This is a genomic window from Pseudomonas pergaminensis (assembly GCF_024112395.2).
GTDB classification, from domain to species: Bacteria; Pseudomonadota; Gammaproteobacteria; order Pseudomonadales; family Pseudomonadaceae; genus Aquipseudomonas; species Aquipseudomonas pergaminensis.
In genome coordinates, this window is record NZ_CP078013.2 from 851,674 (window position 1) to 876,235 (window position 24,562).

Consider the following 24,562-nt stretch of genomic DNA (forward strand, 5'->3'; position numbering starts at 1 on the left):
CAAGTGTTTTTCGATGGAACCAGATGGGCAGGTCTTGCCACACAGGGAAACACTCTTCCCGTACAGGGCTGTCCATGAAAGTTGAACTCTCCCCCGAGGTTAAGTCGATCCGGCCCGTGGATCAGCTTGCCGTCAGCCAGGCCCCGACGCCTCAGCCCACCAGCGGCGTAGATACTCTTGCTCACCTGTTCAGCCAGGAAGTGGCAAGCAATAGCCTGCCGCTGAGCCAGCGGAAGATGGGCGCACGCGTCTCCCCGGTCGAACAGATAGCGGAGCTTTATCGGCAGTTGGGGCATCCGGCCAAGAAGACCCTGGCAATGATTTCGTTGATGGTCAGGGAGGCGCTGAGGCGGGGGGGCGAGGGCGGGTTTGAAGCATCGCTGAAGCTTTCCGAAGGAGACCCCGCGCGTGCGTTCGTGGTGCTCAAGCATGTGGCGGCCCAGGCGGACATTGGGTCGCGTCCCGCCGAAGCGGCCCTGGCACGTGTTGCCATTGCTAAGCTGAAAGTGCTCTACGAAAGGGAGATCCAGGCCGGCCTGAACATTGCCGTGGCGATGCAAGCGTCTGGTGTCGACCCACAGGAGCGTCAGGCACTGCGTACGCTCTACTACGCCAGTGTGGTCATGCGGCAGTCGCTGCCGACGATGATGCAGGCGCTGCTGGGCTTATACGGCAGCGAACGGTTTGCCGACGGGCTCATGTTGATGCGAAAGGCTTTGGCGGACGATATTGCGGCCAAGGTGTCGTCAATGCCTACACCGCTACTGCGTACCTTGTTACTGGGGCTGCAAAGCTGTGGGCAACTGAGCGGGACGCTGAACGGGTGTCAGAAGCTGATCGAAGACCTGAAAGTCGACCATGACAAGGTAGCGCTACTGCAGCGCATTTTGGGTTTCACGGGCAGTGGGCTTGATGCTGATGGAATCCTTCGGCTTGGGATGGAATTGCAGGGCAACTCAAGCGCCCTGCCATTGTTGGCACTCAATGCGCTTTGTCCGGTGCTCCACGATTTGCCATTGGCGCTATGGCTTGATGGTCGAGTACGTGCAGATACCCTGCGTTGCTTACGGGTGGTGATCGGGGAGCAAGACCGGGCTACCCGCAATCCTGCACGGTTTTCAGGTGTGCTGGAGGCCCAGGCGTGACAGTGCTGTTGGTCATCAACCGCGTGTTGCTAAAGGTCGCGCAGCGCGCCGAAGTGCTGGGCGCCGTGGTGGTGATGGCCATTGTGTTCATCTTTATTGTGCCGCTGCCGACTTGGCTGGTGGACATCCTGATTGCACTCAACATCTGCATCTCGTGCCTGTTGATCGTGTTGGCGCTATACCTGCCGGGGCCCCTGGCGTTCTCATCTTTCCCGTCGATCCTGCTGTTGACCACCATGTTTCGCCTGGCGCTGTCGATTGCGACGACGCGCTTGATCCTGCTGGAGCAGGACGCTGGTGACATCGTCGAGGCCTTCGGCAATTTTGTGGTCGGCGGCAACCTGGCCGTGGGGATGGTGATCTTCCTGATCCTGACCCTGGTCAACTTTCTGGTGATCACCAAAGGCTCGGAGCGGGTCGCCGAAGTGGCGGCGCGTTTCAGCCTGGATGCGATGCCTGGCAAGCAGATGTCCATCGACAGCGACTTGCGTGCAGGCTTGATTGACGGCGCGCAAGCGCGGGACAAGCGCGAGCAGTTGTCCCGCGAGAGTCAATTGTTCGGGGCTATGGACGGCGCCATGAAGTTCGTCAAGGGGGATGCCGTCGCCGGCTTGATCATCGTTGTGGTCAACCTGTTGGGTGGGTTCTCCACGGGCATGTTCCAGCATGGCTTGAGTGCCGCCGATTCAATGGCGCTGTACTCGGTACTGACCATCGGCGACGGCCTGATTGCGCAGATTCCCGCGCTGTTGATCTCACTCACCGCCGGCATGATCATCACCCGTGTAGCGCCGGATGCGCGCAGGGGTGTCACTAACATGGGCGCCGAAATTGCTCGGCAGATGACCAGCGAGCCCAAGAGCTGGATGATTGCGTCGGTAGGAATGCTCGCCTTTGCGGTGGTGCCCGGCATGCCTACCCTGGTGTTTATCCTGATCGCGTTGGTCACTGGCAGCCTGGGGTATTACCTGATGCGTCAGCGTCAACGGCAGGAACAACCTGAAGCCGAAGCGGCTGAAGCGGTGCGTCCCGAAGAGAACGGCAGTGAGGACTTGCGAGGGTTCGATCCTTCAAGGCCCTACCTACTGCAATTCTCTCCAGCGTTGCGAGGCACGCCGCAAGTGACGGAACTTATCCACGCGATTCGCCAGGCGCGAAATGCGCTGGTTGCCAATATTGGGCTGACACTGCCGCCGTTCGAGGTAGAGCTCGATGACTCGCTGGCCGACGATGAAATGCGCTTTTGTGTGCATGAGGTGCCAATGGTCAGGGCCTCGGTCGTCAGCCTGGTGGCAGTTGAGCGAAAGGCGCTGACGGTTGAGCCTGCACATGCCATCGCGGGGCTGGCAGAGCGCGATGAACAGGGGTGGGTCTGGCTGGCGCCGGATGATCCGTTGCTCGATGATCCCCAGTTGGAACGCTTCACTGCGGCGAGCCTGATCGTTGAGCGTATGAAGCAGGCCATGATGCTCAGCGGGCCGCAGTTCCTGGGGATCCAGGAGAGCAAGTCGATCCTCAGTTGGCTGGAGCACAACCAGCCGGAATTGGTCCAGGAGCTGCAACGGATCATGCCGCTATCGCGGTTTTCGGCGGTGTTGCAACGCCTGGCCAGCGAAGGTGTGCCATTGCGGGCAGTGCGGCTGATTGTCGAGTCGCTGATCGAATACGGTCAGCATGAGCGGGAACCGGACGCACTGGCCGACTATGCGCGCATTGCGCTCAAGGCACAGATTTACCATCAGTACAGCGAAGCCGAAGGCCTGCATGCCTGGCTGCTGTCGCCGCAGACTGAAAGCATCCTGCGCGAGGCGCTGCGCCAGACCCAGACGGGGGTGTTTTTCGCACTCGACGATGAACACAGTGCAGCGTTGGTCAGCCTGCTCAATCAAGCCTTTCCCCTACGACCCAAACTCAAGAGCGTGATGCTGGTTGCGCAGGACTTGCGCAGTCCACTGCGCACCTTGTTGCTGGAGGAATTCAATCACGTGCCGGTGCTGTCCTTTGCCGAGCTGAGCAGTACCTCCAAGGTCAAAGTGCTTGGGCGGTTCGACTTGGGGCAGGACGAGTTGATGCGCGGAGCGGTGGCATGAGGACTTGATGATGTTCGAGTTGCGCGTGCTTGATGGACGGCACCAGGGGGCTGCGCTGCCTTTGTTTGGTGAGCAGTGGAGCATCGGTGCCCATGGCGATGCAGACCTGGTGCTGAGCGACCCTGGCATCGCCGAGCAGCATGCACGGCTGAGGCTCATCGACGCGAACTGGTCGGTGCAGGCCGAAGCCGGACTGCTGCGCGGGGCTGATGGTCGGGTGCTGGCTCAGATTCCGTGCCTGGCGCTCGATACCGTTTTTTCGGTGGGGGCCGTGCGGCTGTGTGTCAGCCTGGCCGATGAACCCTGGCCCCGATCACCCGCCCCAGCAACGGTAGCGTCGCCCGTCGTCAATGAGCCGGCGCGGGGGCTCAAATTATCGACTATCTCCCATTCCCAGCAAAAGCGCCTGATCAGCCTCGTGTTGGCGGTAACGGTCATCTTCATCGTGGTGGGTATGGCCTTCAACGGTGAGCCTGAGGCCAAGGCTTCCTTGACGCCGCCTGTGGTGCAGAAGCAGGCGTTGGGCTCACCGTTTGAAGTGCGCCAACAGCTGTTGAAAATGCTCAGCGAACGTGAGCTGAGCCAGCGCGTCAACTTGCAGGTGATCAATGGCCAGGTCGTGCTTGATGGCGACGTTTCCCAGGATGATGTAGAGCTGGTCGCGCGCATGCTCAACCGTTTTGGCGAGCAATACGACAATGCCATACCGGTGATCAGCCGTGTGCGTGCGCGCGACGGAGCCTTGCCGTTCAAGATTGTGCAGATCGTGGGCGGGCCCAATGCTCATGTGGTCCTGGAAGAGGGTAGCCGGCTGTTTATTGGCGATGAGGTGGATGGCCTGCGCCTGGTACTGATCGACAACAGCAAAGTGGTGTTCGATGGCGTGCAGCGTTATGAGGTGCGCTGGTGAATACGCAAATGCAAGCGCGCCTCGATGCCTGGCAACAGCGCCAGGCCCAGTCGTTGGCCACTTTCGCACCCGTTACCGTGCGGGGGCGCATCCAGCGCGTCAACGGCATGTTATTGCAGTGCCGACTGCCCCAGGCGCGTATTGGGGATCTGTGCCAAGTGGAGAAAAAGCCGGGCGACTACATGCTCGCCGAGATCATCGGTTTTGATCAACAGGATGCCGTACTCAGTGCGCTGGGCAACCTGGAAGGCGTGCAGGTGGGTGCCGGCGTCGAGCGCCTGGGGGTATCCCATCGGGTACAGGTCAGCGACGCACTGCTGGGCCAGGTGCTGGATGGTTTCGGGCGACCGATTGCGGGAGAGGGGCCCAGCGCGTTTGTCGAGGCCGACTTGCCCGATACCAGCGCGGTGCTGTGCGAGGCGCCGTTGCCCACCGAGCGGCCACGCATCCACCGCGCGCTCGCTACCGGGGTGCGCTCGATCGACGGCCTGCTAACGCTGGGCGAAGGCCAGCGTGTGGGCCTGTTCGCCGGGGCGGGTTGCGGCAAAACCACCTTGTTGGCCGAGATCGCCCGTAACGTGGAGTGCGATGTCATCGTATTCGGCCTGATTGGCGAGCGGGGCCGCGAGCTGCGCGAGTTTCTCGATCATGAGCTGGATGAACAGCTGCGCTCCAAGGCGGTGTTGGTGTGTGCCACGTCCGATCGCTCCAGCATGGAGCGAGCACGAGCGGCCTTCACGGCGACCGCATTGGCTGAGGGATTTCGCCGCAAGGGCAAACGTGTGTTGCTGCTGATCGACTCCCTGACCCGTTTCGCCAGGGCCCAGCGCGAAATCGGCCTGGCCGCCGGCGAACCCCTCGGTCGCGGCGGCCTGCCACCTTCGGTCTACAGCCTGTTGCCACGGCTGGTAGAGCGCGCCGGGTTGACCAAGGACGGCGTGATCACGGCGATCTATACGGTGCTGATCGAGCAGGACTCGATGAACGACCCGGTGGCTGATGAGGTTCGCTCGCTGCTCGACGGCCATATCGTGCTGTCTCGTAAGTTGGCCGAGCGTGGGCACTATCCCGCGGTGGACGTGCTGGCGAGCTTGTCGCGGATCCTGAGCAATGTCGCCGAGCCTGCGGATATCCAGGCGGGTACCGCGTTGCGACGGTTGCTGTCGGCGTATCAGCAGATCGAGCTGATGCTCAAGCTGGGGGAATACCAGCCAGGCAGCGATGCCTTGATCGACTTGGCAGTGGACAGCCGCCAGGCCGTCGATGGTTTTCTGCGTCAGGACTTGCGTGAGCCTTCCCCGATGGCAATGACGCTGGAGCAACTCAAGGAGCTGACCGCTTATGTCCCATTCTGACGAGCTGCTAGGTGAGGTCGAAACGCTGCGCCGCCTGCGCCGTCACCGGGCAGACCGGGCCGAGCGCGCTTTGCGTGAAGCGAAGCGAGCCCAGCAGGCCCTGCTTGCACATATCCAGCAAGCCCAGGACACCCTTGAGCAGACCCAACTGGAAGAGGCCCAGCAGAGTGCTCGGTTGCTCAACCAGCATCAGGGCCAGGTACTGAGCCTGCGGGACCTGAAAGCCTGGGGCTCGCAGGAGCGCGGCTTGTCTGCCAATACCCGGCGGGGTATCGGGGAGTTGGAGGTCTTGCGAGGCCAGCAAGCAGAGAAGCAGGCCTGCGTCGGCAGTGCCCAGAAACAGGCCACTGAGTGCCTACGACAAGTGGAAAAGCTTCAGGAGTTATCCCTTTTACTGGTGCAGGAGTCGGTATGACCCAGGTTTCAGATAGACCTGCTGAACGCCCACGGGTGCGTGAACAACGAGAGGAGCGTGAGCTCGGAGCGGGAGGCGTTGTGCCTGAGGCGTTGACGCGGTTGTTCAACCAGTTGTGGGCGGATGACGGTGAGGGCTCAGGCGGGGGGGCTTCCCTGTCGGGATCAAAGTTATTGGGCGGTGCCGCGATGATCGAGGCGCTTGCCGAACAACTGGCGCCACGTCTGCTGGCCACTTCGCAGTGGCCGCTTCAGGCCGTGTTGTACTTGCCTCGCCTGGGGCGAATCAATGCCACTGTGCGCCGTGAACAAAACAGCTGGAGTATCGACCTGGAGGCACAAGAGGATACGACGGCGCGTTGGCTCAGCAGCGTGAGGCAACAGTGTGAAGATCGCTTCGCACTCACGCTGGAACAGCCGGTCAGCCTGTTTGTGCCCAATGCCGGCTGCGCATGCTAGTGCCGTTGCTGACATTACCTTCGGTCAATGGCATTACAGTTGCCGCCCGGCGCAGGCTGGGGCGTGGCCTGTGCATGCCGTTTCAGGTAGCCGGGCAGCGTGGTCAGCTGCGGCTCGAACCCGGGCGCGCCCCTGCACGTGGTGAGGTGGTGTGCCTCGAAACGGTGTGTGGAGTGCTGGCGCTTGCCGAGGCCGGGCCGCTGCTCAGCCTGCTGGGTGAGTGTCCTGTGACGCTGGCCCCGACGGGCAACGATCCGGACTCCTGGTTCTGGGAATTGTTCCAGTATCACCTGAGTCCTCAGGTGAAAACCCTGCTGGGCTATCTGCGATTGTTGGAGACCGAACCACCCAAGGCATTCGGCTGCCGCCTCAGTGTGAGCCTGGGGCAATCCCGGGTTGAGGGATATGTGTGGCTGGCTCCCGCGAGCTTCCTGGCCTTATGCGATGCCGGGCCATGGCGTGCCACAGCCGGGCCGATGCCCACCTCGTTCCGCCTGGCCATTGCAGTCACCCTCGGGCGCTTGCGGTTACCAATCGCGCAAGCACGCAGCCTGCGGACTGGAGATGTGCTGGTGCCTGAGCAGAGCTTTTTTCAAGCCCAGGGCAGCGGTCATGTACAGGTTGGCAAACAACGACTGCATGGATGCATTGACGATAACAGTGGGCCGTTGTGCCTGACCCTTACTTCAATCGAGGACACGTCTGTGGACGAAGAATTCCTGGCTCCCCACTACTCCGGGGATGAGGGCGATGAGCCTGTGACGGACATATTTGGCGACGAGCCGTTCGATGAGTTGAGCATGGCGCTGAATATACGCTGCGGCACGTTGAACCTGACCCTGGGCGAGTTGCGAAACCTCGCGCCGGGAGCGGTGTTGGGCATTGGCGGTTACGCGCCAGGCATGGCGGGCCTCTATTACGGTGACCGACCGATTGGCCTGGGACAGTTGGTGGAAGTCGATGGGCGCCTGGGGTTGCAACTGTCTCGCGTGATGTTCGGCCGATGATACTTCAGGGGTTGGACCCCTTAGTCCTGGCCGTGTTTCTGGCGGCATTATCGTTGATGCCCATGCTGTTAATCGTCTGCACGGCATTCCTGAAGATCGTGATTGTACTGATGATCACCCGTAACGCCATCGGTGTGCAGCAGGTGCCGCCGAGCATGGCCATCAATGGCATAGCGCTTGCGGCCACGCTATTTGTCATGGCGCCTGTAGGGTATGAAATCGCCGAAAGTGTCAAAGCTTCGCCGCTTGATCTGAGCAACGTACAAACGTTCCTGCAGACAGGAAATGAAGCCATCAAACCTTTGCGTGCCTTCATGTTACGCAACGTCGATGCGGATGTGCTCACACACCTGCTGGAAAACACCGCACGCCTGTGGCCCGCGCAGATGGCCCAAGAGGTGCAGCGCGAAGACTTGATCCTGTTGATCCCGGCGTTCGTGCTGTCGCAGCTGCAGGCGGGATTCGAGATCGGCTTTCTGATCTATATCCCCTTCATCGTCATCGACTTGATTGTGTCCAATCTTCTGTTGGCGCTGGGCATGCAAATGGTCTCGCCGATGACCATTTCCCTACCGCTCAAATTACTGTTGTTCGTGATGGTGTCCGGTTGGTCGCGATTGCTCGACAGTCTGTTCCTCTCCTATCTCTGAGTGGCTTATGGAACCCATCGTGCTGTTCAAGCAAGGCATGTTGCTGGTGGTCGTGCTATCGGCACCGCCGTTGATCGTCGCGGTGGTGGTCGGGGTCATGACGTCCCTGGTGCAGGCGTTGATGCAGGTACAGGACCAGACGCTACCCTTCGGCATCAAGCTGGTGGCGGTGGGGATCACGCTGATCATGACCGGCCGTTGGATTGGCGTTGAGTTGATCCAACTGATCAACCTGACCTTTGACATGATCGGCCGATCGGCCCTGAACTGAGGCACTGCCCGTGCTGCTCTATCTCGAGTATTTGCCCAGCCTTTTGATCGGCATGGCGCGGATCTACCCCTGTGGCATTCTGGTGGCGGCGTTCTGTTTTCAGCATATAAAGGGCATGCCGCGCCATACCATCGTGATGGTGTTGGCCTTGATGCCTGCACCGGGTATCCATGCGGCGTTGGCAGGCCAGGATTACTCCGCGATTCTATTGGGTGCGTTAGTGCTCAAGGAGGTGGCCCTGGGCGTTCTGCTGGGCGTGCTGCTATCGATGCCGTTCTGGATGTTTGAGTCGGTGGGCGCTCTGCTGGATAACCAGCGTGGCGCCTTGGCCGGTGGCCAACTCAACCCGTCGCTGGGGCCGGACGCGACGCCGATCGGGCATTTGTTCAAGCAGTTGGCGATTTTCCTGCTGATGGTGAGCCTGGGGTTGGGGTCCTTGACCCAAGTGATCTGGGACAGTTACTTGATCTGGCCACCCACTGTGTGGTTCCCGCTGCCGGCGGCGAATGGGATGAGCGTGTTCATCGATCTGTTGGGCGATACCTTTACACACATGTTGCTCTACGCCGCGCCGTTTATTGCAGCGTTGCTGTTGCTGGAGTTCGGCATTGCGCTGCTGGGGGTCTACAGCCAACAGTTACAAGTGAGTACGCTGGCGCCACCGGTCAAGAGCCTGGCGGGGATTGGTATTCTCCTGCTCTACTTTGCGCTGTTGCAGGACTTGATCGTCGGCCGCATGGGGCTGTTGGGCGATCTTAAACATTCACTGAGGCTGTTGATCAAGGTCGCTATCCCATGAGCGATTCCGGCGAAAAGAAGCACCCGGCGTCAGCCAAGAAACTGCGTGACCAACGCAAGAAAGGCCAGGTCGCCCAAAGCCAGGATGTGGCAAAGCTGGTGGCGCTGACGGCTATCAGCGAGATTGCCTTGTTCACTGCCGAGACCAGCCTGCAACGCTTCCAGCAATTGATGCTGCTGCCGATGTCGCGCCTGACTCAGCCCTTTGCGCGAGCGTTGGAGGAGGTGCTGCTTGAAGGGATGGTGGTGTTTTTCTCGTTCGCCTTGCTGATGGCCGGGCTGGCGATTGCTGCCAAGCTGATCAGCAGTTGGATGCAGTTCGGGATGCTGTTTGCACCAGAGACCCTGAAGCTGGATTTCAACCGCCTCAACCCGATCAGTCAGGTCAAGCAAATGTTCTCCGCTCAACAGTTGATGAACCTGCTGATGAGCATCGTGAAAGCGTGTCTTATCGCCTTGATTCTGTATGTAGTGATCTGGCCGTCATTGGGCACTCTGATCAACCTGGCCACCAGTGATTTGCAGAGCTATATCCTGGCGTTGATTGCGCTGTTTCGGCACTTGCTGCACGCCTGCCTCGGCATGCTCCTGGTATTGGCGCTTATCGACCTGATGATGGTGAAGCACTTTTTCGCCAAACGCATGCGCATGACCCAGGTGGAGGTGGTCAAAGAGTACAAGGACATGGAGGGCGACCCGCACGTCAAGGGTCAGCGGCGTTCGCTGGCGTATCAATTGGCTAATGAAGAACCCAAGGTCAAGCTTCCAAAGCTGGAAGAGTCCGACATGCTGGTGGTCAACCCGACGCACTTTGCCGTTGCCTTGTATTACCGACCCGGTAAAACACCGCTGCCCTTGCTGGTCAGCAAGGGCACGGATGACGAGGCCCGCAAACTGATCCAGCGCGCCAAGGCAGCTGACGTGCCAGTGATCCAATGTGTTTGGCTGGCCCGCACGCTCTACACGAAAAAACTGGGCGCAAGCATCCCCCGCGAGACCCTGCAGGCGGTAGCAGTGATTTATCGCACCTTGCGCGAACTCGATGATGAAGCCAAGCGTGAAACCCTGGAACTGCCCGAGCTTGAGCAGCGTTGATCAGCGGTCCAAGGCTTGCAGGTTCGCCAGTGAAAGCATCCGGCTGAGGATTCTGTCCAGCGTGCTGTGGGTTGCTGGCAGCGCGTGCCAGATCACCAGTGCGTCCTGGGCATCGAGGTAAATAAAACACCCATCGAATGCCAGCGCTTGCTCAAAGCGTCGTTCTAGAATTCGTTGTTGTTGCCCGGTCTGTAACGCTTCGCGAGCGACTTGCAGGGCAATACCCGGGCGGTTTCCGGCGCGCAGCGCGCACACCTGGATACCGGGTGCGAGGGACAGGCGAGTGGCAGTGCCACTCACCAGATTATCCAGAAACGCCTGGCGTTGATCGTCGGGCATTTCCGGGCGCCTCATCGCTGCAGTGACACCGTCTGGTAGTCCGGGCGCTCGCCGGCGGGGCCAGGCTCGACGCGCATCTGTGGCGGCCACCAGATCACCATCTTGTCCGTGGTCGATTGCGGGCGTGAGCAAGAATCACCCTTGCAGGTGGGCGTACAACCGCTGACGAGCAATGCTATGCCGATCGAGATGACGCATAAAGGTCTGAGTTTCATGGCAGGGCCTTCTGAGCAGGAGTGATCAAGGACGGACGGGGCACACTGAGGTGTTCATCCTTCACCACCGGACGCATGGCGATAAATACCTCGGCTTCTTCACCTGGCTTGAGCCAGGCGCGCGGCCACACGGTGACTGCCAGGGTCTGCGAGTTGCTGCACTCTTTCTCGTCGATACGTACGTTGCGGTTGAATTGGTTGCGCAATACCACGACCGCCACGTTGTATTCCGGGCCTGCGTACCACTGGCTGCGCTCGGTGTTCAGTGACAGCAGGTTGCGGGTGCTGCATAAGGTGTTCAGCCCCAAAGGCATTGGTGCTGCCTTGAAAGCCTTGGGGACTTCCCCACTGACCAGATGCGCCAGGGTGGTGGTAATGTCACTGCGCTTTATGACGGGCTGATGGGGAGAGTACCGTCGTGCCAGCGGGGCTAAGGCCGCCTGCAACTCGGCCTGATCGGCTTGCGGTAAGTAGCGCGACGGATCGTCCTGGTCGCCGATGACGCGCGGGGTGAGGATGAACAGGCGTTCACGGCGATTGTTCTGGCGTTCGGTCGAGGAAAACAGTGCCTTGCCCAACAGTGGGATATCGCCCAGCAGAGGAATCTTTCTCTGCTTGTCGGTACTTTCAGTGACATGGAACCCGCCAACCACCAGCGAACGCTTTTCTGCCATTACCGCTTGGGTGCTGACCTTGCCCCGGCGTACATCAAGGTGATTGGGGTCAGCGTTGCTCTCGTCGAAGTTGCCATCTTCGATGTCCACTGCCAAATGGATCTGGTGGCCGCCTCGACTGGTGGTAACCCTGGGGACCACCTGGAAACTGGTGCCCACGGTGACGGGCAAAATGGATGCATATTCACTGCCGGGAGTGAGGTACTGGGTGCGGTTGAAGTCGATTACTGCTGGTTGGTTTTCCAGGGTAAGCACCGAAGGGTTCGAGACTATGGTTGCCAGTCCCTTTTCTTCCAGTGCGCGAATATCGGCATAGAAACGATCGCGGTTTTCAATCGACAGCTGCGACGAGGTGCCGGGTGCCATGTTGACACCGCCCCGGAAGCGGCTGTTCTGGAACCCCCAGTTCACCCCGAATTCACGCAACTGCGTACGCTCGATGTCGAGAATGATCGCATCGATTTCGATCAGCTTGCGCGCGACGTCGAGCTGGTTGATCAGCTCGCGGTACATGGCCTGGCGTTCAGGCAAGTCATAGATCAGCACGGCGTTATTGCGCACATCGGCTTCGACGCGGATTCGACTTGTAGATGTCGGTGCGCGCGCGGTCATTGTCGGGCTGGCATCCAACTGCCCGGTATTGCCATTTGCGCCGAGCATCTGGCCCAACAGCGGGTTGGTCAACCGGGGCAGGTTGGGTGTCAGGAGAGCGGGTTGGGGGGCGGGTGGTTGGCTCAGCCCCGCCAGCGTAGAAGTAGAGCGCGGCTCCAGCAGGCTACGCAGAATGCTGGCAACTCCGGGAATGATGAGTTTTTCGCCGCGATAGTCCAGCGTGCGGTCCGCGGCATTGGCGAATTTCAGCGGGTAACTCAGCACGCTCTGTTTCTCATCGGTTGAGCGACGTTTACTGCTGAACTGCTTGGCCTGTTCGATATAGGTTTTGGGGCCGGAGACGAGCACGACACCGTCTTCCGGCAACTCGCCCCAACCGAAACGGCTATCGAGTAGCCCGATGTCGGTCAGTGCCTGCTTAAGGTCGGAAATCGTCTCGGAGGAGACTTCCAGGCGCTCAGACTGCTGCTGGTCCAGCGTGCTGATGAACAGAGTGTTGTTGTACAGATACCACTGGAAGCGATGCTCAACCCCCAGCCGGTCCAGCATCGACTGTGGCGTATTCGCGCGGATTTTGCCGTTGACGTTGCCTTCCAGCAGGCCCTCGATCTGTAGTTTGGTGCCGAAGGTCTGGGCGAAATCTTCGAGTACGTCCCGAAGAGGCTTGTGCTCGGCCGCATAGGCATAGGCGGTGTTTTTCCATTCCGGGGGGATGGCAGCGAAGGCGTTTCCAGTAGGGGCAAGCAACCAGGGCAGTATCAACAGGCCGCGCCAGTACGGTGTTCTTGAGCGTTTCTCGCGCAGGTGCAGGAGCAAGCTTAAGTGCTTGTCAGTCTTGTTATCCATTTAGGATTCTCTTTCTAAAGTGCCAGCGAGCGTAGCGGTGAGGGAGGGCGTTTGAGGTGCTGCTTAACCTGGCGCGCGACAACCGCGCGCCAGGTGTCGCGTTGGTTGAGCAGTTGTTCGATGGTATTGAGCAGAAGGCGCGTCTGGTGTGTGTCCGGTATGCACTGAGCCAGCCACAGCGCACCGGTGACCGAAGCCTGGGCGAGCGCACCCTGAAAATGATTGAGGCTGGCTTCCCCTAGTCTCATCCACGTTTCCAAGGAGAACTGGGCGGGGCAGTGCGGCGTCAGTTGCACGCTTAGCTGAAACGATCCGAATTGACGCCGCAGGATGATTTCGTCGTCGCCTTCGAACAGCGACAGTTGCTCTTCATGACTACCCAACCAGCGAGTGATCAGTTCATCCACTTTACTGGACGCCGTCGAGCGCAGTTTTGAGTAGCATGTGTTCGGCGCGTACGTGCTCGTTGTAGGCAAACATGGACAGGCGCTGTGCCTTGGCCTGTTCAAAAAAAGCGACGTCTGTGTCCAGCGTGTCTGGACTATTCAAGAGTTTATCCAACCGATTAGATTCAAGATCGGCATGTTTTGACAGTCTGCTTCTCAGGCTCGCGGAGGTTTCCATAAATATAATCTCATGGTGTGTTCCTGCTATGTGGCACTCGAGATGCCACCAGTTCCATCTGCCACTAGCGCATTGAACTATCGTCTGCTCAAGGCTTCGGAGTCGACGGTGGGGTCTCCTGTATCAACAGCATGTCGCGCAGGGTGTGCCAGTCGATGTGGAAGTCGCCCTCCGTTGTTTCCAATACCAATGCCTGGGGCTTGACTCTTTCATCAGGCCGTACGGTCCAGAGCGTTATGTCCAACGCAGCGAGGCTGCATTCAAGATCCTCTCGCTCAGGGGGATGGCACAGCAGGCAGGCTTGGACCGATGGGAGTTGGTTGGCTGTCAATTGTTTGATCAAGGCGGTAAGGCGTTTTGCAGGCGGCACCTCCTCTAACAGATGGCAAAAGGCTTCGTTGGTGATTGCAGTTGCATAACGCTCCAGTTGCTCGCACATGATGAGCCGCTGATGTTCCCACTGTCCCAGCACGCGATCTGCCCTTCGCCAGAACTCCAGGTTTGCCTGTTCATGGAAGGTGTCACGTTGCTGTACGGCCTCACTCACCAGGTGATCAGCCTGTAGCTTCGCACGCTCTACCAGTTCGTAGGCTTGGGTACTCTGGCTGAGTATTTCTCGCTTTATCAGGACATGGGCCAGATCAGAGGCCTTTTCATATAACTCAATCTTGCGTCGGCATAGCATGTTCGTGCCTTGTTTTATGAGCTCGGAAAATCTTCGTCATTGGGTGATATGACTCGCCAGACCAGTGCTTTCCAGAGCGTATCCAGTCGTCCACGTGTGTCTTCGAGTGCAAGCTGTTGGTATTCCAGCCGTCGCACACGCTGTGGGGGGAAGCGCAGTCGAAGGCGCTGCCAAACGGCGGGCTCCACCCAGGCCTGCAACAGATGCAGAGGGTCTGCGTCGCCAGGTAGCAGGGCTTCCAGGGTTATTGCTTTGGAGAGGCGCAAGCACCATAAATGCTGGGCGTCGCTGACGGCTCCATCGACGGGCCGATGGCAAATATGACCCAACAGCGCCAGCATCTGCTGCAGTTGCTCTGCTGATGCGAGTGCCAGTTGCAGAACCGCGCCTTGAGGCGGTAATGGGAGGCAGGGGGCGATGTTCAGGGCCACACTGGCCCGCGAGTGCTGAGCACGCCAGAGATCATCGAGCCCTAAGCATTGGCTAAGTTCGTCCCATTCTTCATGGGCCTGGCTCCATGGGGAGAACCACCATTGCGCCCACGCCAGTGCCTCATTCATCAGGTTCTGTGGCCTTGCTTGCTTTCGCCAACAGGCTTTGCCGGTGTCTATGCCAAATCACTGCAGCCAGTATCCCAAGCACGCTGCCGATGAATGTCAGTGACGTAGTCACACGCCAAAACGTCAGGTCATTTTCGGGAAGCAGAAACGGCCCGAAGTAGCTCAGCCGTTGCTGCTCTTGATAAGCCGCTGCAGGTACGAAAATTACGCTCAGCTTTCGTGAGTTATCGACTTCTGTCGTCATGCCTGGGATGCTGCTGGCAACCATCCGGCGTACACGCCCCCGGATATTGTCGGGTTCAAGTCTCGGGTCGTGCTTGATAAACACCGAAGCAGACGCCGGTTGAACAGGTTCTCCCGGTGCAACACGCTCGGGCAATACGACGTGTACCCGGGCGACGATGACGCCATCGATTTTAGATAGGGTGGCTTCCAGCTCTTGGGACAGGGCATAAATGTAGCGAGCGCGCTCCTCCATCGGAGTGGAAATAACCCCTTCCTTGCGGAAAGTGTCTCCCATTGTGGCGCGAGCCATCCGGGGTAGTCCTGCGGCCTCCAGTGTGCGAACGGCACGGCTGATGTCGCTGGCATTGACGATAACAACATCTCCGTCTTTGGCTGGGACTTTTCGAGCGCGTATATGTTTGTCCGCCAGTTCTGCGATGACCTCGTTGGCTTCCTGTTCGGAAAGTTGTCGACGCAGTTCAACGCTATCGGAACACCCTGCGAGCAGTACTACCAATGATAAAGCCAGCCCTGTGGCCAGAGAGTGAATCATGTTTACCTACTGCAAATTGCCGATTTTATCGATGAGCTGCGCGCCTTTGCCTACGCTCTTTACCAGCACTTGTGTCGTTATCATTGTGTCTGAAAGGTGAGAGGCGTAGTTAAGCCGAGCCTTTTCGTTGAATTGAGAGTTGAAGGCTTTCAGGCTATTTTTCATTGATCTTGTCGATTTTTCCAACGGCCGCAGTGCGTCAGCCAATACACCTGTGGTTGATGTTGGGATGTTGTGCCTTGTTGAAGGTCCCAGCTGTGAAGAAAAGAAATTCACGTCTTCGTTTTGATGTGGCGTACTGCCCTGAGTCAGGTTCATGGTAGGGCGAAGTGAATGACCCAGCTGAAGTGAGCTTTCTATTTCCATACTGTACCTCGGGCGAGAAAAACTAAAAGGCCGCCCTCGTCCGTATACGAGGGCGGTTGTTCGATCAACGTATGGCGTCGATGTTCTTTTTCTGCTCAGTAATCTTGTACGCTTCAATGCCTTCTATCAGTGACTCGCGTGCCTCTTTTTTCCTTAAAGCCTTGAGGTCTGCGTTCTCGTCACCGCCGATGCCGCCACCGTCGTAATTGGAATAAATTGGGTTGTAGGGTGGTGTGTAACCAATACTGGACATAGGATCACTCCGTTATTGAAAAAAGATCTGGGTGTTTGGTCTATTGATATTAGATGCGTATTGAGTGCACCAGATATCAGACTCATAGCTTGAGTGGCGGGGGTGCGTAAAGAGGTTCCGGTGGTGATGGTGATGAGTGTTTCAAGGCGTTTCTTTTTTGTGTGCTGGGAATCAGTCGGCTGATATTTCCAGTAGTTTCATGCGGTAGTAAAGCGTGCGCTTGGCCATGCCCAGTTCCTCAGCACTCCCATCCACGCACTGAGCGTGACGGCGCAATGACTCCTCAATTAATACTTTTTCGATTTGCTGCAGACGCTGTTTCAAGTTTTTTTCGTTATCGGATGAGTCTGTCTTAGAGACGGACGAGAAAGGGGGAAGCCCCAGCACAAATCGCTTTACCGTGGATCGCAATTCGCGCGCGTTGCCCCGCCAAGGGTGGCATAAAAGCTGCTGGATCAGCGCTTCTGAAGGGCGCTCTGCTGCGCAATGGAAGTATTCCGCCTCCTGTCTAACCATCTTGAGAAATAAAGGTATGATCCGCTCGCGGCGGTTGCGCAGTGCGGGGAGATGTATGCTGACAACGCTCAGGCGAAAGTAAAGGTCGCGCCTGAAAGCGCCTTGTTCAACCATTTCATAAAGTGATTGCTGGGCGGAGGCGATGACGCGCATATCCACGGGAATGAACCGTGTCGAGCCTAATCGCTCAACGCCTCGGGATTCCAGCACGCGTAGCAACTTGGCTTGTAACGCGAGCGGCATGCTGTCGATTTCATCCAGGTAAAGTGTGCCCAAGTGCGAGGCCTCGATAAAACCCGACCGCGATTGCACAGCACCGGTATAGGCTCCGGTATTGACGCCGAACAATTGACTTTCAGCAAGGCTCTCCGGAATAGCCGCGCAGTTCACCGCGACAAAGTTTCCACGTCGTCCGGATAAATTATGAATTCGCAGGGCTAGCGTGTCTTTACCTGTACCGGTTTCCCCAAGTAACAGGATATCAATATTGCGTGTAGCCGTAGCGTTGAGTGTGTTTTCAATATCAGGATCCTCAAAGTGCGGCGTATCTGTTTCATATCCATGATGATAGGAGGCCGACATAGTTGTTGTTACTCCACTGACATTTCAAAGCGCTGCCGTAATTGCTAAGTAGAGCGCAATTTTTCGACGCTGTCATCGTGTGCACGGGTAAAAAGCCGGGTATTGTAGTGTAGGAAAATTTGTTTATTTTGGTTTTTTTAGTTGGCTGGAGTGGTGGTGAGTAAGTTGTTTCTTGTATGTAGGATAAAGTTTGTATTTAACATGATCCATAAAATCATACACACAAAAAAGCCGACGCAGAGCGTCGGCTTTATGGGTGTTGCGCTAGCGTTTAAACGTTGAAGCGGAAATGCATCACATCGCCATCTTTCACGATGTATTCCTTACCTTCCAAACGCCACTTACCGGCTTCCTTGGTACCTGCTTCACCCTTGTACTGGATGAAATCGTTGTATGCGATCACTTCGGCGCGGATAAAACCCTTTTCGAAGTCGGTGTGGATCACACCGGCAGCCTGTGGCGCGGTGGCGCCGACCTTGACGGTCCACGCGCGGACTTCTTCGACGCCAGCGGTGAAGTAGGTCTGCAGGTTGAGCATTTCGTAGCCGGCACGAATCACGCGGTTCAGGCCAGGTTCGGTCAGGCCCAGGGCCTCGAGGAACATATCCTTTTCTTCGCCGTCATCAAGCTCGGCGATTTCGGCTTCGATCTTGTTGCACACCGGAACCACGATGGCGCCTTCTTCGTCGGCGATGGCCTTGACCACGTCCAGCAGCGGGTTGTTCTCGAAACCGTCTTCAGCGACGTTGGCGATGTACATCACAGGCTTGGTGGTCAGCAGGTGGAAGCCTTTGATCACGGCCTTCTCGTCAGCGCCCATGTTCTTCATCAGGCTGCGTGCAGGCTTGCCTTCGGTGAAGTGAGCGATCAACTGCTCCAGCAGGCCTTTCTGGACCACAGCGTCCTTGTCACCACCCTTGGCATTACGCGCGACTTTCTGCAGTTGCTTCTCGCAGCTGTCGAGGTCGGCGAAGATCAGTTCCAGGTCGATGATCTCGATGTCGCGTTTCGGGTCGACGCTGTTGGAGACGTGGATCACGTTTTCGTCTTCAAAGCAGCGGACCACGTGGGCGATGGCATCGGTCTCGCGGATGTTGGCCAGGAACTTGTTGCCCAGGCCTTCACCTTTCGAGGCGCCGGCGACCAGGCCAGCGATGTCGACGAACTCCATGGTGGTCGGCAGGATGCGCTTGGGGTTGACGATGGCCGCCAGGGCTTCCAGGCGCGGATCGGGCATAGGCACGATGCCGCTATTGGGCTCGATGGTGCAGAAGGGGAAGTTCTCCGCTGCGATACCGGACTTGGTCAGGGCGTTGAACAGGGTGGATTTGCCGACGTTGGGCAGGCCGACGATGCCGCAATTGAATCCCATGGTGTTTCCCCTCGGTAAGAGTCAGGCCTTCTGGCTGTGCAGGTTTTTCATCGCGCGGTTCCATTCACCGGCGAAGATATCCGGCAGCACGCCGAGGGCAAAGTCGATGCTGGCATCGAGTTTTTCCTGTTCGGCGCGTGGCGCACGACCCAGGACGAAATTTGAAACCATACTGGCAACGCCTGGGTGGCCAATGCCAAGCCGCAGACGGTAGAAATTATTCTGATTACCCAGCTGCGCGATGATGTCGCGCAGGCCATTGTGCCCGCCATGCCCGCCGCCCAGCTTGAGCTTGGCAACACCGGGTGGCAGGTCCAACTCGTCATGGGCCACCAGGATTTCCTCGGGTTTGATCCGGAAGAAACCCGCAAGCGCCGCGACAGCCTGGCCGCTGCGGTTCATGTAGGTGGTGGGAATCAGCAGACGAACATCCTGACCCTGATGCGGGAAGCGTCCGGTCAGGCCAAAATATTTGCGATCGGCCACCAGGTTCACACCTTGGGCGTGGGCGATGCGCTCAACAAAAAGGGCCCCCGCGTTATGCCGGGTCTGTTCGTATTCGGCGCCTGGATTTCCCAGGCCAACGATCAGTTTAATGGCAGTCACGACAGGGGCCCTTCCTTTGGAGTTGTGGATAACATCGCCAGACCTGAGTGCGGCGAAAGTGGACAACACTACATCATTTACTCAAGAGTAAACGTCGCGTCATCGCCCGCTTTCTCGCTACGTTTCGGTCCGCGATGTTTCCTCAAGCTCCGGCAATACAGAGTGAATTACTCTGCAGCGCCTTCTTCTTCAGCTTCTGGAGCAACGCGTGGAGCGTGAACGTTGGCAACAGCTTTGTCATCACCGTGAGCCAGTGCGACGAACTCAACGCCTTTAGGTGCCTTGAGGTCGGACAGGTGAACGATAGCGCCGATTTCCAGAGCCGACAGGTCGACTTCGATGAACTCAGGCAGGTCTTTCGGCAGGCAGGTCACTTCGATTTCGTTCAGGACGTGCGAGATCTCGCCGCCTTTCTTGACCGGAGCTTCTTCACCAACAAAGTGCACAGGCACGATAGCGGTCAGTTTCTGGCCAGCTACAACGCGAACGAAGTCAGCGTGCATGATGAACTGCTTGGACGGGTGACGCTGCATCGCTTTAACGATGACGTTCTGCTTGGCGCCGTCGACGTTCAGCTCGATAACGTGGCTGTAGGCAGCTTCGTTTTCGAACAGCTTGGCGATTTCCTTGGCCAGGATGGTCACGGATTCAGCAGGCTTGTTACCACCGTATACAACGGCTGGGATGTTGGCGGCGTGACGCAGGCGGCGGCTCGCACCTTTCCCCAGGTCAGTACGCGCTTGGGCGTTCAGAGTAAAGTCGTTCATGTTGTATCTCCAAAATAGCCATCATCGAGCGGCGTTTGCGACCAGCGCCAGACTCGACATGGGCAAAAAAGCCCCGCCCCAACAGAATGTCGGGGCGGGGCGCTTTTCGTCAGTGGGATAGACCGTAGGTTTGACCCTTAACGGAACATCGCGCTGATCGATTCTTCATTGCTGATGCGGCGAACCGCCTCGGCAACAACCGGTGCGATATCCAGTTGACGGATACGCGAACAGGCTTGAGCAGCAGCGGACAACGGGATGGTGTTGGTCACCACCAGTTCGTCCAGCATTGAATTCTCGATGTTCTCGATCGCTCGGCCAGACAGCACAGGGTGTGTGCAGTAGGCGAAGACTTTAGCGGCACCGTGCTCTTTCAAGGCTTTCGCCGCGTGGCACAGGGTGCCGGCGGTGTCGACCATGTCATCAACCAGAATACAGGTACGCCCTTCGACATCACCGATGATATGCATCACTTCAGAGTGATTGGCTTTCTCACGGCGTTTGTCGATGATCCCGAGGTCCACGCCCAGGGATTTGGCAACAGCCCGTGCACGCACGACGCCACCAATGTCCGGGGACACGATCATCAGGTTTTCAAAGCGCTGGTCTTCGATGTCATCCACCAATACGGGGGAGCCGTAGATGTTATCTACCGGAATATCGAAGAACCCCTGGATTTGGTCAGCGTGCAGGTCAACCGTGAGAACACGGTCGATGCCTACCACGGTGAGCATGTCAGCCACGACTTTCGCGCTGATAGCCACACGTGCGGAACGCGGACGGCGATCCTGACGGGCATAACCAAAGTAAGGGATTACAGCTGTGATTCGAGTCGCTGAGGAGCGGCGGAAGGCATCAGCCATCACGACGAGTTCCATCAGGTTATCGTTGGTCGGAGCGCAAGTCGGCTGAATAATGAAGACGTCTTTACCGCGAACGTTTTCATTGATCTCGGCTGTAATTTCGCCGTCGGAGAATTTACCGACAGAGATGTCACCGAGAGGGATATGCAGCTGACGTACGACACGCCGAGCCAGATCGGGGTTAGCATTCCCCGTAAAGACCATCATCTTGGACACGCGCAGTACCTAGAGGCTGGGGGTAACCTGGATGAGTATAGAAAATGGCAGGGGCGGCTGGATTCGAACCAACGCATGGCAGGATCAAAACCTGCTGCCTTACCGCTTGGCGACGCCCCTGTATCTGTTGCAACGAGTGCCTAACACTCGGTTCCTTTAGAGCAGACTTTGCAGCTTGCGATGCAACATCGAAACGTTGCTTCCCTTTGCTACAAACCCTGTAAGGGTCTCTGTAAGAAGGGCCGAGACTTTATCAGCTTCAGCTTTGCTTGGGAAGCCCCCAAACACACAACTTCCAGTGCCGGTTAATTTTGCTTCGGTAAATTTACCTAACAAATTCAAAGCGTTACGTACCTCTGGATAACGCCTTGCTACAACCGGTAAGCAGTCATTTCGACTGTTTCCCTTGGGAACGGGGCGCACTTTAATGGGAGGAGAGTTACGTGTCAACAGTGGATCTGAAAAAATTTCTGCTGTACTTACAGATACTTGCGGAACAAGCACGACATACCACGGCTCCTCGGGGTATTCCGGGCTGAGTTTCTCCCCAACGCCCTCGGCAAAAGCCGCGTGCCCACGCACGAAAACCGGGACGTCGGCCCCCAGCGTCAGGCCCAGGGCCGCAAGGCGATCGTCATCCCAGCCCAGTTGCCACAAGTGGTTCAGCCCGAGCAATGTGGTCGCGGCATTTGAACTGCCGCCACCGATACCACCGCCCATGGGCAGGATTTTATCAATCCAGATATCGATGCCGAGCGTACAGCCGGATTGCTCCTGAAGTTTTTTCGCCGCCTTCACGATCAGGTTGCTGTCGTGAGGGACACCTTCGAAGTCGGTATGCAACTTGATGACGCCATCGTCGCGTACGGCGAATGTCAGCTCATCGCCGTAGTCGAGAAATTGAAACAGCGTCTGCAGCTCGTGGTAACCGTCTTCACGGCGGCCCAAGATGTGCAGCATCAGATTGAGTTTGGCCGGGGAGGGCAGGGTCAATGTTTGTACGGACACGTTATTGCCCCAGTTTGCGCGGTTGCCAGTCCTTGATCACCAGTGTGACATCAAGGTCGGGGCCATGCAGCTTGATACGTTCAGGCAGCCAATACCCGCTTTGTTCCACATAGCTCAAATATTCCACCTGCCAGCCATCCTGCTCCAGGGTGGCCAGGCGGCTGTCGCCATTAAGGCTCAGGCGACTCTTGCTGTCAGGTGCGGGCAAGCCACGTACCCACCAGACCAAGTGAGACACCGGCAGCTTCCAGCCAATCTGTTGTTCCAGCAGCTCTTCCGGGGAGGTGGCTTCGTAGCGGCCTTGGTTGGCCACCTCAAGGCTGACTTGCCCTGGTCGCCCGGTCAGGCGGGCTGCGCCGCGACCGAGCGGGCCGGAGAGGCGAATGTCGTAGTAATCCTGGCGTTGTAGCCAGAACAAGGTACCGCTGCCGGAGTCTTTCGGCGCACGTACACCGACTTTGCCTTCGATCTGCCAGCCATCGATGCTGCTGAGCTGGTCCTTGTGTTGCTTCCATTGCGCCGGGTTGCCCTGGCCCTCAACGGATTCACGGGCACCGAAGCCCGCGCAACCGGCGAGCAGGGCGATGAAACTGAAAATAATGAGGTGGCGCAAGAACATAAGCTTAAAGGGTCTCGGAGCCGGTCAGGCGTTTGATGGTGCCGCGCAGGACGGGGCTTTCAGGTTGTTCCTTGAGGAATTTTTCCCAGATCTGACGTGCTTCGCGCTGCTTGCCATTGGCCCACAGCACTTCGCCCAGGTGGGCAGCGACTTCCTGGTCCGGGAAGCGCTCCAGTGCCTGGCGCAGCAAGCGTTCGGCTTCGTCCAGGTTGCCCAGGCGGTAATTCACCCAGCCGAGGCTGTCGAGTACGGCCGGGTCTTCCGGGTTGAGCTTGTGGGCTTGCTCGATCAGCACCTTGGCTTCGTCGTAGCGCGTGGTGCGGTCGGACAGGGTGTAGCCCAAGGCGTTGAGGGCCATGGCATTGTCCGGGTCGCGCTTGATGATCAGGCGCAGGTCTTTTTCCATCTGCGCCAGGTCATTGCGTTTTTCCGCCTGCATGGCGCGGGTGTACAGCAGGTTCAAATCATCGGGGAACTGCAGCAAGGCTTGTTGCAGCAGTTTCCACGCCCGCTCGCCCTGATTGTTGGCCGACAGGGTTTCGGCCTGGATCAGGTACAGCTGGATCGCGTAGTCCGGTTCGGCATCCCGCGCGGCGGCCAGGCGTTTTTCCGCCTCGTCGGTACGGCCATTGCTCATCAGGATATCGGCCTGGCGCAATTGGGCTGGCAGGTAGTCATTGCCGGGGCCGACCTGGGCGTATTCAAGCAGGGCAGCTTGTGGATCGTTACGTTCTTCGGCGATGCGGCCGAGATTCAAGTGCGCCGAATCCACGTGGCTCTCACGCTGGATCAGCTCTTCCAGGTAGCCCTTGGCCTCGTCCCAGGCCTTGGCTTCGAGGCACACCAGCGCCAGGGAGTAACGTAATTCGTCGTCATCCGGGTATTGCTGGACCAGGTTGGCGAACTGCACTTTGGCGTCCTCCATGCGGTCCTGTTCCACCAGCATGCGCGCGTAAGTCAGGCGCAGGCGCTTGTCGTCCGGATACTTCTTGATGCTTTTTTCCAGCAGCGGAATCGCTTCCTTGCCGCGGTTGAGGTTCTGCAGCAGGCGAGCGCGCAACAGGATCGGGGCGATTTCGCCTTCTTCCGGCGGGTTCTGCTCCAGCAGCTTCAACGCCGCGTCGGCTTCGTCATCCTGTTGCAGCAGCAATGCCTTGCCGAAGATCAGCTGGCTGTTCTTCGGATGTTTCTGCAGCAGGCGGTCGAAACTCTTCATCAGGCCATTGCGGGTGTCCTGGTCGGTGTCGGCAGCCGACAATGCGAGGAAATCGAAATGGGTGTCGCCCTTGCCCTGCAGGACTTTCTCCATATAAACCATGGAGTCGTCATAACGCCCGGCGCGTGCCAGTTGAATGGCTGCCGCCCGTTGTGCTTCCAGGTCGTCCGGGGCGTTTTTTGCCCAGATCAGCGACGTGTCCAGCGCAGCCTGGTCAGCGCCAAGGTATTCGGCGATGCGGAAGGCCCGCTCGGAAATGCCTGGATCCTGGGTGTTGATCGCCTGGGTCACGTAGTTATCCAGCGCAATGTCGAAGCGATTGCGTTGGCCGGCCAGCTCTGCGGTCAGCAGGCTGTACACCGTTTCTTCCTTGAACGAGGAATAAACCTTGGGCTTTTCAGGGGCTGGGGTGCTGTCTTCCACCGGCGGGGTACCGTCCGGCGACACGGGTGCCATGGCATGGCAGCCGCTGAGGAAGACAAAAGCAAGGAGCAACGCGGAAGATCTATTCATATAGGAAGAGGACGACTAACCTGCGGTCGGATCATCATGACACAAGCCTTCGGCCAAACATAACCGAGACTCAATGGGTGCCTTTATAGACACAAGGCATTAGGACAATAGACGACGGTGGTTGTTCTGAATCTTTCG

General features: G+C 58.0%; 29 protein-coding genes and 1 tRNA gene. 11 read left to right on the top strand and 19 right to left on the bottom strand.

Annotated features, from left to right (window positions below; genetic code table 11):
- The first annotated feature begins 74 nt into the window (after window positions 1–74).
- Genes KUA23_RS03755 through sctU form a run of 11 tightly spaced genes read left to right on the top strand, consistent with a single transcriptional unit; the run spans window position 75 to window position 10,194 of the window.
- Window positions 75–1,145: an HrpJ domain-containing protein gene (locus KUA23_RS03755; protein ID WP_252993468.1), complete on the top strand. Its 1,071-nt coding sequence runs from the start codon at window positions 75–77 to the stop codon at window positions 1,143–1,145.
- Window positions 1,142–3,235, top strand: a complete 2,094-nt coding sequence (gene sctV / locus KUA23_RS03760) for a type III secretion system export apparatus subunit SctV (RefSeq protein ID WP_078046763.1) — start codon at window positions 1,142–1,144, stop codon at window positions 3,233–3,235. The genes KUA23_RS03755 and sctV overlap by 4 nt, the downstream gene beginning before the upstream one ends.
- 10 nt (window positions 3,236–3,245) lie before the next feature.
- Window positions 3,246–4,145 (top strand): FHA domain-containing protein, encoded by a 900-nt coding sequence (locus KUA23_RS03765; protein WP_078050865.1) that lies wholly within the window; start codon window positions 3,246–3,248, stop codon window positions 4,143–4,145.
- A gap of 8 nt (window positions 4,146–4,153) precedes the next feature.
- Window positions 4,154–5,500, top strand: coding sequence for a FliI/YscN family ATPase (locus KUA23_RS03770; RefSeq protein ID WP_252994256.1), 1,347 nt, complete (start codon window positions 4,154–4,156; stop codon window positions 5,498–5,500).
- Window positions 5,487–5,915 carry a type III secretion system stalk subunit SctO gene (gene sctO / locus KUA23_RS03775; protein WP_252993469.1) on the top strand — a complete coding sequence of 143 codons (429 nt, stop codon included), beginning with the start codon at window positions 5,487–5,489 and terminating at the stop codon, window positions 5,913–5,915. Before KUA23_RS03770 ends, sctO begins: the two co-directional genes overlap by 14 nt.
- Window positions 5,912–6,373: a type III secretion system HrpP C-terminal domain-containing protein gene (locus KUA23_RS03780; RefSeq protein ID WP_214496670.1), complete on the top strand. Its 462-nt coding sequence runs from the start codon at window positions 5,912–5,914 to the stop codon at window positions 6,371–6,373. Before sctO ends, KUA23_RS03780 begins: the two co-directional genes overlap by 4 nt.
- Window positions 6,367–7,380, top strand: a complete 1,014-nt coding sequence (locus KUA23_RS03785; RefSeq protein WP_252993470.1) for a FliM/FliN family flagellar motor switch protein — start codon at window positions 6,367–6,369, stop codon at window positions 7,378–7,380. The genes KUA23_RS03780 and KUA23_RS03785 overlap by 7 nt, the downstream gene beginning before the upstream one ends.
- Window positions 7,377–8,030 carry a type III secretion system export apparatus subunit SctR gene (sctR, locus tag KUA23_RS03790; RefSeq protein WP_078046768.1) on the top strand — a complete coding sequence of 218 codons (654 nt, stop codon included), beginning with the start codon at window positions 7,377–7,379 and terminating at the stop codon, window positions 8,028–8,030. Before KUA23_RS03785 ends, sctR begins: the two co-directional genes overlap by 4 nt.
- A 7-nt stretch (window positions 8,031–8,037) precedes the next feature.
- Window positions 8,038–8,301 carry a type III secretion system export apparatus subunit SctS gene (gene sctS / locus KUA23_RS03795; RefSeq protein WP_065888055.1) on the top strand — a complete coding sequence of 88 codons (264 nt, stop codon included), beginning with the start codon at window positions 8,038–8,040 and terminating at the stop codon, window positions 8,299–8,301.
- Between the two features lie 10 nt (window positions 8,302–8,311).
- Window positions 8,312–9,100, top strand: coding sequence for a type III secretion system export apparatus subunit SctT (gene sctT, locus KUA23_RS03800; RefSeq protein WP_078046769.1), 789 nt, complete (start codon window positions 8,312–8,314; stop codon window positions 9,098–9,100).
- Complete coding sequence (sctU, locus tag KUA23_RS03805) at window positions 9,097–10,194, top strand: type III secretion system export apparatus subunit SctU (RefSeq protein ID WP_099493983.1); 1,098 nt, start codon at window positions 9,097–9,099, stop codon at window positions 10,192–10,194. The genes sctT and sctU overlap by 4 nt, the downstream gene beginning before the upstream one ends.
- Here the strand turns inward: sctU and KUA23_RS03810 are convergent, their stop codons facing one another.
- The 19 genes from KUA23_RS03810 to KUA23_RS03900 all read right to left on the bottom strand — a co-directional run bounded on the left by KUA23_RS03810 (window position 10,195) and on the right by KUA23_RS03900 (window position 24,424).
- Complete coding sequence (locus tag KUA23_RS03810) at window positions 10,195–10,533, bottom strand: transcriptional regulator (protein WP_078046771.1); 339 nt, start codon at window positions 10,531–10,533, stop codon at window positions 10,195–10,197. It lies immediately after the preceding gene.
- An 11-nt stretch (window positions 10,534–10,544) separates the two neighbouring features.
- Window positions 10,545–10,748 (bottom strand): HrpT family type III secretion system protein, encoded by a 204-nt coding sequence (gene hrpT, locus KUA23_RS03815; protein WP_078046772.1) that lies wholly within the window; start codon window positions 10,746–10,748, stop codon window positions 10,545–10,547.
- Window positions 10,745–12,880: a type III secretion system outer membrane ring subunit SctC gene (gene sctC, locus KUA23_RS03820; RefSeq protein ID WP_346356373.1), complete on the bottom strand. Its 2,136-nt coding sequence runs from the start codon at window positions 12,878–12,880 to the stop codon at window positions 10,745–10,747. Before sctC ends, hrpT begins: the two co-directional genes overlap by 4 nt.
- Window positions 12,881–12,894: 14 nt before the next feature.
- On the bottom strand, window positions 12,895–13,287 hold the full coding sequence (locus KUA23_RS03825; RefSeq protein ID WP_252993471.1) for a type III secretion protein: 393 nt from the start codon (window positions 13,285–13,287) through the stop codon (window positions 12,895–12,897).
- 1 nt (window position 13,288) lies between these two features.
- Window positions 13,289–13,429 carry a hypothetical protein gene (locus KUA23_RS03830; protein ID WP_157806799.1) on the bottom strand — a complete coding sequence of 47 codons (141 nt, stop codon included), beginning with the start codon at window positions 13,427–13,429 and terminating at the stop codon, window positions 13,289–13,291.
- Between the two features lie 163 nt (window positions 13,430–13,592).
- Window positions 13,593–14,189, bottom strand: coding sequence for a type III secretion system stator protein SctL (gene sctL, locus KUA23_RS03835; protein ID WP_214496667.1), 597 nt, complete (start codon window positions 14,187–14,189; stop codon window positions 13,593–13,595).
- 14 nt (window positions 14,190–14,203) lie between these two features.
- The gene (locus tag KUA23_RS03840) at window positions 14,204–14,749 is read right to left on the bottom strand and encodes a MerR family transcriptional regulator (protein ID WP_252993472.1); all 546 of its coding nucleotides are present in this window, start codon (window positions 14,747–14,749) and stop codon (window positions 14,204–14,206) included.
- On the bottom strand, window positions 14,742–15,527 hold the full coding sequence (gene sctJ, locus KUA23_RS03845; RefSeq protein ID WP_099493988.1) for a type III secretion system inner membrane ring lipoprotein SctJ: 786 nt from the start codon (window positions 15,525–15,527) through the stop codon (window positions 14,742–14,744). Before sctJ ends, KUA23_RS03840 begins: the two co-directional genes overlap by 8 nt.
- A 6-nt stretch (window positions 15,528–15,533) precedes the next feature.
- Window positions 15,534–15,893 (bottom strand): hypothetical protein, encoded by a 360-nt coding sequence (locus KUA23_RS03850; RefSeq protein ID WP_223204493.1) that lies wholly within the window; start codon window positions 15,891–15,893, stop codon window positions 15,534–15,536.
- Window positions 15,894–15,957: 64 nt separating this feature from the next.
- Window positions 15,958–16,146, bottom strand: coding sequence for a hypothetical protein (locus tag KUA23_RS03855; protein WP_078046779.1), 189 nt, complete (start codon window positions 16,144–16,146; stop codon window positions 15,958–15,960).
- Window positions 16,147–16,317: 171 nt separating this feature from the next.
- Window positions 16,318–17,244: a sigma 54-interacting transcriptional regulator gene (locus tag KUA23_RS03860; protein ID WP_099493990.1), complete on the bottom strand. Its 927-nt coding sequence runs from the start codon at window positions 17,242–17,244 to the stop codon at window positions 16,318–16,320.
- Between the two features lie 271 nt (window positions 17,245–17,515).
- Window positions 17,516–18,616, bottom strand: coding sequence for a redox-regulated ATPase YchF (ychF, locus tag KUA23_RS03865; protein WP_078046781.1), 1,101 nt, complete (start codon window positions 18,614–18,616; stop codon window positions 17,516–17,518).
- A gap of 21 nt (window positions 18,617–18,637) precedes the next feature.
- Window positions 18,638–19,222: an aminoacyl-tRNA hydrolase gene (gene pth / locus KUA23_RS03870; protein WP_252993473.1), complete on the bottom strand. Its 585-nt coding sequence runs from the start codon at window positions 19,220–19,222 to the stop codon at window positions 18,638–18,640.
- 167 nt (window positions 19,223–19,389) lie between these two features.
- The gene (locus KUA23_RS03875) at window positions 19,390–19,989 is read right to left on the bottom strand and encodes a 50S ribosomal protein L25/general stress protein Ctc (RefSeq protein WP_034102008.1); all 600 of its coding nucleotides are present in this window, start codon (window positions 19,987–19,989) and stop codon (window positions 19,390–19,392) included.
- 137 nt (window positions 19,990–20,126) lie between these two features.
- Window positions 20,127–21,068 carry a ribose-phosphate pyrophosphokinase gene (locus KUA23_RS03880; protein WP_003208392.1) on the bottom strand — a complete coding sequence of 314 codons (942 nt, stop codon included), beginning with the start codon at window positions 21,066–21,068 and terminating at the stop codon, window positions 20,127–20,129.
- A 45-nt stretch (window positions 21,069–21,113) separates the two neighbouring features.
- Window positions 21,114–21,188: transfer RNA gene (locus tag KUA23_RS03885), tRNA-Gln, on the bottom strand.
- A gap of 36 nt (window positions 21,189–21,224) precedes the next feature.
- Window positions 21,225–22,076, bottom strand: a complete 852-nt coding sequence (gene ispE, locus KUA23_RS03890) for a 4-(cytidine 5'-diphospho)-2-C-methyl-D-erythritol kinase (protein WP_078046782.1) — start codon at window positions 22,074–22,076, stop codon at window positions 21,225–21,227.
- Window position 22,077: 1 nt separating this feature from the next.
- A complete protein-coding gene (lolB, locus tag KUA23_RS03895) occupies window positions 22,078–22,695 on the bottom strand; it encodes a lipoprotein insertase outer membrane protein LolB (protein ID WP_078046783.1) in 618 nt (205 codons plus the stop codon).
- Window positions 22,696–22,699: 4 nt separating this feature from the next.
- On the bottom strand, window positions 22,700–24,424 hold the full coding sequence (locus tag KUA23_RS03900) for a tetratricopeptide repeat protein (RefSeq protein ID WP_252993474.1): 1,725 nt from the start codon (window positions 24,422–24,424) through the stop codon (window positions 22,700–22,702).
- Between the last annotated feature and the right edge of the window lie 138 nt (window positions 24,425–24,562).